General features: G+C 41.5%; 13 protein-coding genes. 9 read left to right on the top strand and 4 right to left on the bottom strand.

The features are described from left to right. Positions 1–14: 14 nt before the first annotated feature. Positions 15–1,514, top strand: coding sequence for an extracellular solute-binding protein (locus MHI58_RS14410; RefSeq protein ID WP_368004331.1), 1,500 nt, complete (start codon positions 15–17; stop codon positions 1,512–1,514). Positions 1,515–1,558: 44 nt separating this feature from the next. Here MHI58_RS14410 and MHI58_RS14405 read toward each other — a convergent pair whose 3' ends face one another. Both MHI58_RS14405 and MHI58_RS14400 read right to left on the bottom strand, forming a co-directional pair. Continuing rightward, positions 1,559–2,398, bottom strand: a complete 840-nt coding sequence (locus tag MHI58_RS14405) for an aldo/keto reductase (protein ID WP_061419961.1) — start codon at positions 2,396–2,398, stop codon at positions 1,559–1,561. 13 nt (positions 2,399–2,411) lie between these two features. Further along, positions 2,412–3,599, bottom strand: coding sequence for an MFS transporter (locus MHI58_RS14400; RefSeq protein ID WP_368004330.1), 1,188 nt, complete (start codon positions 3,597–3,599; stop codon positions 2,412–2,414). Between the two features lie 154 nt (positions 3,600–3,753). Here MHI58_RS14400 and MHI58_RS14395 point away from each other — a divergent pair, with 154 nt between their 5' ends. Beyond that, entirely contained in the window at positions 3,754–4,125 is a 372-nt protein-coding gene (locus MHI58_RS14395) for a helix-turn-helix domain-containing protein (protein WP_008343017.1), read from the top strand. A 35-nt stretch (positions 4,126–4,160) separates the two neighbouring features. Here MHI58_RS14395 and MHI58_RS14390 read toward each other — a convergent pair whose 3' ends face one another. Continuing rightward, positions 4,161–6,461, bottom strand: coding sequence for a helix-turn-helix domain-containing protein (locus MHI58_RS14390; RefSeq protein ID WP_144680029.1), 2,301 nt, complete (start codon positions 6,459–6,461; stop codon positions 4,161–4,163). A 231-nt stretch (positions 6,462–6,692) separates the two neighbouring features. On the opposite strand from MHI58_RS14390, the gene MHI58_RS14385 reads away from it, so the two are divergent. The 7 genes from MHI58_RS14385 (at position 6,693) to MHI58_RS14355 (ending at position 11,977) form a co-directional block, all read left to right on the top strand. Further along, positions 6,693–7,658, top strand: a complete 966-nt coding sequence (locus tag MHI58_RS14385) for a sugar ABC transporter permease (RefSeq protein WP_008343019.1) — start codon at positions 6,693–6,695, stop codon at positions 7,656–7,658. 18 nt (positions 7,659–7,676) lie between these two features. Then, positions 7,677–8,789, top strand: a complete 1,113-nt coding sequence (locus MHI58_RS14380) for a glycoside hydrolase family 88 protein (RefSeq protein WP_039168377.1) — start codon at positions 7,677–7,679, stop codon at positions 8,787–8,789. After that, entirely contained in the window at positions 8,786–9,310 is a 525-nt protein-coding gene (locus MHI58_RS14375; protein ID WP_249855645.1) for a lipoprotein YteS, read from the top strand. Before MHI58_RS14380 ends, MHI58_RS14375 begins: the two co-directional genes overlap by 4 nt. An 18-nt stretch (positions 9,311–9,328) precedes the next feature. After that, positions 9,329–10,618 carry a Gfo/Idh/MocA family oxidoreductase gene (locus tag MHI58_RS14370; protein ID WP_342499157.1) on the top strand — a complete coding sequence of 430 codons (1,290 nt, stop codon included), beginning with the start codon at positions 9,329–9,331 and terminating at the stop codon, positions 10,616–10,618. Positions 10,619–10,642: 24 nt separating this feature from the next. Next, positions 10,643–11,326, top strand: a complete 684-nt coding sequence (locus MHI58_RS14365; protein ID WP_035391076.1) for a YesL family protein — start codon at positions 10,643–10,645, stop codon at positions 11,324–11,326. A gap of 54 nt (positions 11,327–11,380) precedes the next feature. Then, complete coding sequence (locus MHI58_RS14360; protein WP_017358336.1) at positions 11,381–11,692, top strand: rhodanese-like domain-containing protein; 312 nt, start codon at positions 11,381–11,383, stop codon at positions 11,690–11,692. A 102-nt stretch (positions 11,693–11,794) separates the two neighbouring features. Then, complete coding sequence (locus MHI58_RS14355; protein WP_003217582.1) at positions 11,795–11,977, top strand: sporulation protein Cse60; 183 nt, start codon at positions 11,795–11,797, stop codon at positions 11,975–11,977. Positions 11,978–12,163: 186 nt separating this feature from the next. Here the strand turns inward: MHI58_RS14355 and MHI58_RS14350 are convergent, their stop codons facing one another. Then, complete coding sequence (locus MHI58_RS14350; protein ID WP_138278895.1) at positions 12,164–12,688, bottom strand: CbrC family protein; 525 nt, start codon at positions 12,686–12,688, stop codon at positions 12,164–12,166. Positions 12,689–12,764 lie beyond the last annotated feature (76 nt).

Below are 12,764 nucleotides of genomic sequence, written 5' to 3'. Positions count from 1 at the left end.
AACGGAGGGATCTTATGGGGAGAAAGAAATTATGGCTGATTGCCTTTGTTTTGTTATTTGCCGCAAGCGGTATTCTGTCAGCTTGTTCAAGTAAAGGGGCAAGCTCATCAGATGGAAAGGTTGATTTAGACAAAAAGGTGAAACTGACATGGATGGCGATTTTGTATCATCAGCAGCCGCCGAAAGATTCAGTGTTAGAAGAGATTGAGAAGCTCACAAATACAGAGCTTGATATAACGTGGGTGCCTGATGCGGTGAAAGAAGACCGTTTAAATTCAGCACTTGCCGCAGGGAACCTCCCGCAAATTGTGACGATTCAAGACATTAAGAATTCATCTGCTATCAATGCGTTTAGATCAGGCATGTTCTGGGAAATCGGTCCATACTTAAAGGATTATCCAAATTTAAGTAAGATGAACGAACTGATTAATAAAAATGCCTCTATCGATGGGAAGCTTTATGGCATTTATAGAGAGAGACCACTTTCAAGACAAGGGATTGTCATTCGAAAGGATTGGCTTGAAAATTTAAATTTGGATACACCAAAAACGCTGGATGACCTTTATGAAGTAGCCAAGGCATTTACTGAAAAAGATCCGAACAAAAATGGCAAGGACGATACAATTGGTTTTACAGACCGTAACGATTTGATTTACGGTGCATTTAAAACGCTAGGTTCTTATGAAGGAATGCCAACAGATTGGAAAGAAGAAAACGGCAAATTTACGCCAGACTTTATGACGGATGAGTATATGAATACAATGAAATATATGAAAAAACTGCGTGACAATGGCTATATAAACAAAGACTTCCCAGTCACAAGCAAAACGCAGCAGCAAGAATTGTTCTCACAAGGAAAAGCGGGTATCTATGTTGGAAATATGGTAGATGCAGTGAACTTAAGAGATGATGCAACAGATAAGAACATGGAAGTGGATATTATCAACCGAATCAAAGGCCCAGATGGCAAAGAACGTGTATGGGCATCAGGCGGCCATAATGGCATCTTCGCCTTCCCTAAAACAAGCGTCAAATCAGAAGCAGAGTTAAAGAGAATTTTGGCTTTCTTTGACCGCATTGCAGAAGAAGACGTATATGGTCTCATGACGTATGGGATTGATGGAAAGCATTATAACAAACAAGATGGAAATACATTTGTGAGGGAAGAAAGCCAAGTGAAAAGCTGGCAGACAGATGTACAGCCGCTTGTCAGCCTCGTAGGGATTGATAAACGTTACTTGAAAAATAAAGGCGATGCAGTTCGTACAAAATATGAAGAGCTAGAAGAAGACAATAAAAACATCATTGTCGCTAACCCTGCTGAAAGCCTGTATTCAGAAACGGCATCAGAGCGAGGAAATGAATTGAAGAAAATCATCGATGATGCAACCTATAAGTTCATTCTTGGTGATATCAACGAAGAACAATTTAAGAAAGATGTAGAGAAGTGGAAATCAAATGGTGGAAATAAAATCATAGAAGAATATGAAGCTTCCTTTAAAAAATCAAAATGATGAACATGAAGACCCCCGCTTAGTAAAAAGCGGGGGTGTTTTCATTAAAAGTCGAAGTTGTCGGGATCAGGACCAATTCGTTTATTTTCATTTAAAGCAGACAGGCGCTTCATATCCTCATCAGATAGGACAAAATCGAAAATGTCGGCATTTTCTTTTAAACGATGGGCTTTCGTTGATTTAGGAATCGTAATGACGCCTTTTTGCACATCCCAGCGCAAAATAATTTGAGCAGGTGTTTTGCTGTATGTGCCCGCAAGCTCTGTGATCAGCGGGTGTTTTAGCAGTTCCCCCTGCATAAGTGGTGACCAGGCTTCCATTTGGATACCATGTGTTTTCAAATACGTAAACAGCGTTTCCTGCGTGAGTTTTGGATGAAACTCGACTTGATTAATCGCTGGAATGATGTCCGCATCTTTCAATAATTCATCTAGATGATGCGGCTGGAAGTTACTCACACCGATGGCTCTAACTTTTCCTTCACGGTACAGCGTTTCAAGCGCGCGCCATGCTTCCTTGTATTTCCCTTCAACTGGCCAGTGAATTAAATACAGATCAAGGTAATCAAGCTGAAGTTTTTTCAGGCTGTCTTCGTATGCTTTTAGTGTCGCTTCATATCCTAAATCGGCATTCCACACTTTGGATGTCACAAAGATGTCTTCGCGGCGAAGGCCTGTTTCTGCTAGACCAAGTTGTATGCCTCGTCCAACACCTTCTTCATTGCCGTAAATAGAAGCTGTATCAATACTGCGATATCCTAATTGAATGGCTGTTTTAACAGCTTCAATTAATTCCGTTCCCTCTTCAACCTGAAAGACCCCAAGACCAAATCCTGGCATGCGGACGCCGTTGTTTAATGTTTTTGTACTTTGTAAATCGTTCATATGAAAGTCTCCTTTAAATGGTTTGTTTGTATTCTTTTGGTTCGATTTGATGACTCACCATCGTGAGTATGGCCGCCATGAGCACCATGATGCCGCCAACCCAGCCGGTATGCACAAGCCCAAGGGTATCTGTCACGATGCCGCCTAAAAATGAACCAATGGCGATACCTGCATTAAAGGCAGCGATATTCAGAGCGGAAGCAACGTCGACAGCTCCAGGTGTATACCTTTCTGCAAAATCAACGACGGCAACTTGAAGGCCGGGTACATTCATGAAAGCAAACAGTCCCATCAGCATCACAGTTCCAATCCCGAGTGTCATAAATCCAGCAGTAAAGCTAAGGATAAACAAGATGAGACTTTGAATGATAAACATATAAATCAGTGCTTTCATTGGCTGTTTATTCGCCGCTTTTCCGCCAATGACATTCCCAGCGGCGATGGTCATCCCGTATAACAGCAGGATCAAGGCAACTGTTCCAGGCGCAAGACCTGTCACATGCTGCAAGAGAGGGGATAAATAGGTGAAGACGACAAAAGTTCCTCCATACCCTGTAGCAGTAATGACAAATAAAAGCAAAATTCTTTTCGTCTTTAATAAGGCTGCTTGATCCTTAAACGTTGTTTTCACGCCCTGTTTCAATTGAGACGGAACAAGGAAATAGTTAGAAATCAGTGCGATTAGGCCAATCATGACAATCACACCAAATGACGTCCGCCAGCCGAGCTCATGACCAAGAAACGTACCGAATGGCACACCGGTCACAGTAGCGACTGTTAAACCAGTGAACATAAAGGCAATAGCGCTTGCCCGCTTTTCTTTCACCACAAGGCTTGCGGCAATGGTCGAGCCAATCGACATAAATACACCATGTGATAGGGCTGAAATCACTCGTCCGATTAACAGTACAGAAAAGGTCGGGGCAATCGTGGCGAGTGTATTTCCGATCAAAAAGACGAGCATAATGAGCAAAAGCAATGTCTTTTTGTTCATAGCGGAAGTCAGGGAGGTTAGAATTGGTGCGCCAAAGGTAACACCGAGCGCATATAAAGAAACAGTCCAGCCGGCCTGACTGACACTCACGCCAAAGTCCTCTGAGATCATCGGTAGGAGACCTACAGAGATAAATTCAGTTGTACCTATAGCAAATGCACTAATCGCTAGTGCGAGAAGGGCAAAGTGATTTTGTTTGTTTTGCATAGTGATTCACATCCTTCTTTCATGACATTTTAATAGACGAAGCCGATCGGCAAGAGTTATTATCTAACATAGATGACAGAAAAAAAAGTACGTACTTTTTTGTAATATAGGTACTAAAAAGTGCCTGTACAGCATCAAAAGGAGTGAAGAGACGTTGGAAAAGAAGAAATATAATATCTCTGTGGAGGCAACGCTTGAAGTGATCGGCGGGAAATGGAAGTGTGTCATTTTATGTCATTTAACACATGGGAAAAAGCGGACGAGTGAACTGAAGCGCCTCATGCCAAATATCACACAAAAAATGCTCACACAGCAGCTGAGAGAGCTTGAAAATGACGGTGTGATTAACCGCATTGTATATGAACAAGTGCCGCCTAAAGTGGAGTATGAATTAAGTGAATACGGACAGTCACTTGAGCGAATTTTGAATGCGTTATGTGATTGGGGGGCAGCCCATATTGAACGAGTGTATGGCGAGCCGCTTTCAGTGCTGGAAGACAGCATTCTAAATGAACAGTTTAAATAAAAAAGTCCCGCTTCTTGTGAGAGCGGGACTTTGCTTTATATGCCTTTTTTCTGATCACGGTACTTCCCAGGTGTTGTGCCTTCCAGCTTTTTAAAGGAGCGGATGAAATTTTGCGGATTTTTATATTTTAGCTTTTCCGAAATTTCTTTCACCGACATATCCGTCTCCACCAACCAGTTTTTGGCGACATGATGTCTGTAAGACGAGAGATATTCACTAAAGGAGATATCCATTTCTTTTCTAAAAATACTGCTTAAATAATTTGGATTGTAGTGCAGGCGTGTAGCGATTTCGTCCAATGTCAGATCTGAGTCAAATTCTTGATGAATGATATGAATGATTTTCTCTGAGATATTTTTATATTGAGAGTCTTCACGCGCGCCGAGCTGATCAATGATGGGTCGAATGATCTCATGTTTCAGCCACGCTTCTGTATCTTCAAACGTTTTAAACTCAAAGATCGTATCATAGAGCATTTTATTATCTTCGACTTCAAACAATTCAATGCCTAGTAAATGCATCAGCTCGATGAGATTGTTTAAAAAACGAGCGAGAGCAATCTGGTACTCATGTGGTCCAGCATTTTTAGAAAAAATGGATTGCAGAAGCACATGTAAATAGTGATCTGCCTTGCCTTGATCGCCTGCTTTAATGGCATCAAATAAATCATGCTGCAGCTGTTTTGGGAAGTGAGTCTTAAACGTCTTTCCTTGCTGAATATGCTCGTATAAAAGAATGGATTTTTTCTCTGCCTTGAGCCTATATTTTAAGGCTTCTTTTCCCTCAATATAAGCATGTTTGGCCATAGAGAGCTCTTTAAATGAGCGACTGATCCCAATGCTGATCGATAAGCCCAGCTCTTCCTCAATCCGCTGCTGAATTGTTTCAGCTAATTGATTTAAATATTCAGTAAATTCCTCTTCTGACTTCGATTGATTGAGGACAATCGTCGTTTGATGCTGATTGACAACGGTCGGCTGAAGGTGCTCCTCTAGCGGAATAATCTGCTCAATCAGTCCATTTATCGCAAATAAAAGCAAGTCTGCATCCTTTTTTTCATACGGCGTTCCTTTTAGTGTATCGATTTGGGTCACAAGCATGGACAAATGGGACCAGTCACGAGGAAAGCCTAGACTTTGAAATCGGTTGTGAATCTCTTCTTCCGTCAGCTTGCCAAGCAGCAGCCGCACCATAAAGTATTGCTGTAAGTGGGTCACTTGCTGCTCAATCCGTTCCTCTAGATCATTGTTTTGATCTTTCATTTGTTTAATGCTCGATTCGATGAGCTCAAATTCATTTTGGAAAGGCTGTTTATGCAAAAACGACTCATTACGTGCAAAGGATTCGTATAATAAGCGAATCGGTTTATAAAAGTGTCTAGAGCCAAACCATGAAAATAATAATGAAAGCGCTAACAAAATAAAGCAAATAATAAAGGTGATCCACCCGATTGATTTCGTTTGCTGCTTTAGTTCTGGAATGGAGACAAAGGATAAGTATGTCCATTCGTTATAATCTGATTTTTGAAACGTAATTTGATAGTTTAGTTCATCGATTTTCATATCAAATTGTCCGGATCGTTCTTCAAGTGACAGGACATGTTTGACGAAATCTTGATTTTTTAACGAGTCACCAATTTGTTCTTTTCGATTATGTAGCAGTACTTTTCCGTTTGTATCAATGACAAACATACTATCAGATTGAGAGAAGTCAGGCATGTTGTCAGCAATCACGCAGCTTGGAATGCTGGCGACGGCGATCCCCTTCTTTTGGACACTGTTCATCGGAAGCTGCTTGATTAAATTCACATTGTATTTGCAAAAGGATGTCTTTCCTTCTTTTGTTGAGACAAGTGGATTATTTTCTTCAAGTGCCCAGCTGGAATGACTCGGAATATTGAGGTAAGAGGTTAACGCTTTCTCTTGATCTCCGTTTGAGACATGATAAAGACCAGAATTGTTCATATACCAATCTTCCATTTTACTAACAAGTGTAATATTGGAGAGATCGGTGTCGAAGGTTTGCAGGTAATTCAGTTCTTGCTGGACTTGATTATAAAGTTGGAATTGGTCTGGATTTAAAGGTTCTGCCAGTGTTTGAAGGAGAGGCGGCGAACTGACATAGTGAGTGAGAGAATGATCTACTGTCTTTAGAATATGCTCAATATTGGATTGCGTTTGTTTGACGCTGTCCAGCTTTTCATTTGAAATATTTTCGAGTGCAGTTTTTTGCGAATGCTGATAAGAAAAAATACCGACAATAATAACAGGAATTGTACTAAGCACGAAAAAAAACGTCACCAGCTTGTAATAAAATTTATACTGCTTTCTTTTCATAAAACCCCCCATTTCAAACGAAACAATCTTTTCCCCTTAGTTTATTAATCCAAAAATCTGGTAGGTTTGTCAATAATCATTTTCTGAGATTAGGATCATTTTCTTATGTTTTATGTAACGTTTTGAGTAGCTTCCCCTGAGTAAATATGATCTGATGATATGATTGTAGACGGATTTTTCATCCTTAAGATACAGTTAACACATGCATCAGCATGAGGGGAGGCTTTATCTGTGAAAACACAGGATGTCACTGCCAAGGGTGTGCCTGCGGCAGCTTTGAAAAAAGAAAAGAGAAAGCGCTTACTTAACCAATTACTTAGTCAAAAATTTCTGTATTTAATGATTTTGCCAGGGCTCCTTTATTTTCTTGTCTTTAAATATGTCCCTATGTGGGGGCTGATCATTGCCTTTCAAGATTACCAGCCGTTTCTCGGAATTCTTGGCAGTGAGTGGGTTGGCTTCAAACACTTTATTCGCTTATTTACAGAACCAACATTTTTCATTTTATTAAAAAATACGCTCATTTTATTTGCCATGAATGTCGTGATTTTCTTTCCGATTCCAATCTTATTAGCCCTTCTTTTAAACGAGGTCAGATTGGCACTGTTTAAGAAATTTGTTCAGACAATGATTTATATTCCTCACTTCATGTCATGGGTGATTGTCGTGTCCTTATCTTTTGTTTTGTTAACGGTAGATGGCGGGTTAATCAATGAATTGATTGCTTTCTTCGGAGGAGAAAAGATTAACTTCCTTCTTAGTCAAGAATGGTTTAGACCCATGTACATTTTGCAGGTAATCTGGAGAGAAGCGGGTTGGTCAACCATTATTTATCTTGCAGCGATTACAGCAGTAGATCCGCAGCTATATGAAGCAGCAAAAATGGATGGAGCCGGCAGACTCAGACAAATGTGGCACATCACCCTTCCTGCGATTAAAAGTGTCATTGTTGTACTACTCATTTTAAAAATCGGTGATACATTAGAGCTTGGATTTGAACATGTCTATTTATTACTCAATGCGACCAACAGGGAAGTCGCAGAGATTTTTGATACGTATGTGTATACAGCTGGTCTGAAGCAAGGACAATTCAGCTATAGTACCGCTGTTGGTTTATTTAAAGCAGCCGTTGGACTTATTTTGGTTATGATGGCGAACCGTTTAGCGAAGAAGTTTGGAGAAGAAGGGATTTATTAAAAGGGGAGATGAAGACCAATGACATTATCGATTGAAAAGGGATCACCGCTTGAGCATGCAGAGAAATTAGCACAAACAATAATGAAAGCGTATACACCGATTGAACTTCCGCCAGCTGGAAGGTGGCACTATCATCAAGGAGTTTTCCTTTGCGGAGTGATGAAGCTTTACGAAGCAACAGAAAACGAGGCGTACTTTGATTATGTGAAAAATTATGCTGACTCACTCATTGATGACCATGGGAATCTATTATTCCGCAGAGACGAGCTTGATGCCATTCAAGCAGGGCTCATTTTATTCCCGCTGATTGAAAGAACGGGAGAGAAGCGGTATGTGAAGGCAGCAGAAAAGCTTCGGGGGCTTTACCGGACGCTGAATCGCACGTCTGAGGGCGGTTTTTGGCATAAAGACAATTATGCCTATCAAATGTGGCTAGATGGTCTTTATATGGGTGGGCCTTTTGCTTTAAAGTATGCCCAGTTGACAGGAGAATCGGAGCTGGTGGACATGGTCATCCATCAAGAGCATCTCATGAGAAAGCATACCAAAGATGAAAAAACGGGCCTTTACTATCACGCATGGGATGAACGGAAAGTGATGCCATGGGCTGATCAACAGACGGGCTGTTCCCCAGAATTTTGGGCAAGATCCTTTGGCTGGTATGTCCTTGCGTTAGCCGATATGATCGAAGATTTACCAGAAGGACATGAAGGACGAAAAGTGTGGAAGGACACACTGACAGATATGCTGGAAAGTGTGGCAAAATATCAGGACGATGAAACGGGTCTATGGCATCAAATCATTGATAAAGGAAGTCATAGCGACAATTGGCTTGAAAGCTCAGGGTCATGTCTATTCATATATGCGATGGCAAAAGCCATGAATGAAGGATATGTCAGTCTTCGATATGTTGATCACGTGGTCAAAGCGTATCAAGGGTTGATTCAGTATAAAACGGAGGAAAAAGACAACGGCGATTTTACGGTGAACGATATTTGTATTGGAACATCTGCGGGATTTTATGATTATTACGTTGGTAGAGAGCGGAGCACGAATGATTTGCATGGAGCAGGCGCTTTTATTATGGCGTTAACTGAACTAGAAAAGCTGTCTGTGTTTCAAAAGGTATGAGGCGGCATCAAAGGGCTGCGGCATGGCTCCTCAGCTTCATCGCTGCCTTTTATTTGTCCGCCTGTCAGGGGAAAACAGAGGGGATTGATGTCCTTATTTTTTCTGACATGTCAAAAGCAATGAAAGACCAATTAGTGGAGAAAGCTTTTCAACCAAATCAAGAGACATACGACGTTCACATCTTCCCTGCAATTCCTGAAAAACTTCTTGTTGAAATAACTGCAAAAGAGGGGGACGTGATGTTTGTCCCGGAAGAAATGTTTAGAACATATGATGATCCTGAAAGCTTTCAGCTGCTTGAAGAGATGCGGGTAGATGGCGAAGGGGCAGGACCATATACGGTGGAAGATGCAAAGACGGGAAATACAGTCGATTATGCGGTCCAAATCAAGAAAGGAACAAAGCAGCTAAATGGCTATACCTTTCGATTACACCGAGATATGGTCGCCTTTATTCCTGTGTATACGGAGAAATCTAAAGAGGCACTGTCTCTCATGAAACAGCTTCGTGAAAACCATTAGAAAAAGGGGTGGGGGAATGTGAAAAGGGTCGCCGTTTGCGGGCTCAGTCACCGTGCTTTTAATATGTTTATCAAACCGCTCACCGAGGATTTCAATGAGCATTACAGGATTACGGGGCTCTTAGATGTAGATGAGAAGCGGTATACACTTTGTCAGGAACGTTTTCCATCACTAAGGGGCGTCTCATTTTTTCATGAGGATGCATTTGATCAGATGGTGAAGGAAGCAAGGCCAGACATCGTCATTGTGGCGGGGCGAGATGATACACATGTCACATATATCCTGCAGGCACTGGATCATGATCTGGATGTCATAACGGAAAAGCCGATGGTCACAACAGCAAAAGACGCCAAACAGGTGATGGAAAAAGAGGCAGAAAGCAAAGGGAAGGTCACCGTCACCTTTAATTATCGCTACAATCCGTTCCACCGAAAGATAAAAGAGCTCATTTTAGATGGAAAGATTGGAAGGGTCACGTCTGTTGAGTTAAGCTGGCTCATTGATACGTATCACGGAGCCAGTTATTTTAAAAGGTGGAACCGCTCGCGTCAATATTCAGGCGGTCTGTCTATTCATAAATCGACCCATCACTTTGACTTGGTCAACTGGTGGATTGATCAAAAGCCGAAGCAAGTATTTGCCTATGGCGCACTGAATTATTATGGGGATGAAAGTCCTTGGAATCCTTTGCAGGGTGAAGAGAATCGATATTGTGGAACCTGTCATGTAAGAGATACCTGTCATTATGAAGCAAGGTGGAATCCGCGGGTAGAGCGCACAAAGGTGGAGGATGACCATATTGAATCAGGTGAGCAGCAGTCAAAGCAATACTCAAATTATCGCCCGGATGCCTGTATTTTTGATCGAGAAATTGATATTGAGGATACATATGTGGCGTCAGTGGCTTATGATCAGGGGGCTTTGTTAAGTTATTCGATTCAATTTTCAGCGCCCTATGAAGGCTACCGGCTTGCGATTAACGGGACGAAGGGACGGATTGAAACAAATGAGTTTCATGTGCCATCGAGAATCCCTTTTCAATTCCCTGAACAGACAATTGCATACTACCCGATGTTTGGTGGAAAAGAAACGATTGAAGTTGTGAAACAATCAGGTGGTCATGGAGGCGGAGATCCGCTATTATTAGCAGATTTATTTTTAGGAAAAGATCCGCTCATTCCTTATGACATTTCGGCAGGAGCAGAGGCGGGGGCTTATTCCATTGCACTTGGCGAAGGCATGTGGCGCTCAGTTGCAGAAAAACGTCCGATTGAAATAGAAGAATTGTTTCAAAAAGAGACGGTGTAACGAGAAAGAGAGGAGGGAAGAGAGATGGATCATGATGGATCAATGAGCAGAATGTTGCGCATGTGTGAGTGGGTGATGAGACTTGCCTATACGAATTTGTTATGGCTTTTGTTCACTTTACTTGGGCTTGGAATCTTTGGCTTCATGCCTGCAACAACAGCGTTATTTTCTGTGATGAGAAAGTGGATACAAGGGCATGAGCAAGTCAGCGTCTTTCAAACCTTTTGGAAAGTATACCGCGAAGAATTTGTACGCTCTAATGTCATTGGAGTGGTGCTGGTCATCATCGGGACAATTATTTATGTAGACCTTGCTTATATTTATCCAACGAGTTGGTTTTTACACGTGCTTCGCTTTGCGATCTATATCTTTGGTTTTCTGTTTATTGTCAGCTTGTTTTATATCTTTCCGCTGCTGGCTCATTATGAGTGGAAAAAGCGTCTTTATTTGAAATTTTCCCTTCTGCTTGGCATCTCGTATTTGCAATATACGCTCTCTATGCTCGTTTTCTCGGCTGTTCTCTTTATCCTATTTGCTTATTTGCCAGGGATCGTGCCGTTTTTTAGCATCAGCATTCTCGCATATGGCCACATGTGGCTAGCCTATCAAGTATTTAAAAAGATAGAGTTTGAAAGCGAGCAGCCGGCAGTTGATGTGAAGAAACGATTCCCGTCTTTCCTTCAATCCAAGCGGGTGAATACGCAGTGATGTGTATGATTTGCTATAATGGTGTCACCGTGAATAAAAGGAGAGATGAGAGTCGTGTCAGTAAAAGAAATTTCAATAGAAGAATTAAAGCAAAAACTAGAGCAAGAAGAAGCCATTCAACTCGTCGATGTGCGTGAGGATGAAGAGGTAGCAGAAGGCATGATTCCAGAGGCAGTCCATATTCGAATGGGCGATATTCCTGAGAAGCTAGATGCGTTTGATAAGACGCAAGAGTATTATATTATTTGCCGTTCTGGTAAACGCAGTGAGAATGTCTGCTATTTCTTAGAAGACCAAGGCTATCAAGCAACCAATGTCGTTGGCGGCATGCTTGCATGGACAGGAGAAACAAAACCGAAGCTGTAAAAAGAAGTCCTTTCATCGACAAGATGGAAGGCTTTTTTTTGTTCATATGTCCGTCTCTATTTGCATAAAAATAGAGTAGCAAGAGAAGGGAGAGTGGCATATGTGCTGAAGGTAGCTGTATTTGATGAAGAACACGAGAAAGATTTGCAAAGCGAAATCAATCTTTTTTTAAAAGGAATGGACGACGACCAAATTATTGACATCAAATACAATGTGGCGGTGATCTGTGAGCAAGGAGGAGAGCAGCTCTACTGTTTTTCAGCGCTCATTTTATATAAAAAATAAAAGGACCTGCTGAAGGGTTCTTTCAGCGTGTAGACAAACCCTCGCATTCTTTGTCAGTCCTGCGTGCTGGTGCTCACGAATGTCAAATTCGCTCCGCGCCAGTACTCGTCCTTCCTAGGGCTGCAAAGGTTTTCTATCACGCTGAAAAGAAGAAAAAGGGCTGAAATAAAGGTCCTTTTGATATGATCAACTAGCATCAATATGCAAACGATGCTTTTTGCAGTGAACGCATTGAAAGAGGTAGCCTTGCAAGTCTCCTCCGTTCACGAGCCATTGTTTCAGGTTCTCTTTTGTGAAATGTCCACCACTGCAAATCTCTTCAATATCCTCTGAGAGTTCTTCTTCTAAATGCTCAATTTCTTTCCATCCAACATACTGCACAATCGCGCAAAAATCCCCGCAATGGCTTAACCAATATTCCTGCTGCCATCCGCGGTAACCCGGCGTTCTGTAGATCAGTTCATCTATATATTCTTCATGATCGACGTCATCACAACTCACATCGTCTTGAAACATTCCATTATATGTTTGAGCAGCTGATCCATCTTTAATGCACCAAGGACAAATGCCAGAAACGTCTTCAATAGAATAAAAAGGACCATGATATACATAATCTCGTTCTTTCTCACAAACGGGGCATATCGTCTGCTCTTTTTTAATCACATGTAATGAAACTGGGTCTGGGTTGTACTTGAACGTAGGTAACGTCATATAAACCTCCATTATGTAGAAAAGTGATGATTCAACACTATTTTATCGGAATACACAATGTCATGACAATCTTCAA

This window comes from Bacillus sp. FSL K6-2869 (assembly GCF_040869405.1).
Lineage (GTDB): Bacteria > Bacillota > Bacilli > Bacillales > Bacillaceae > Bacillus > Bacillus altitudinis.
Note: the sequence above shows the minus strand (reverse complement) of the source record. Positions and strands in the feature narration are given on the sequence as shown.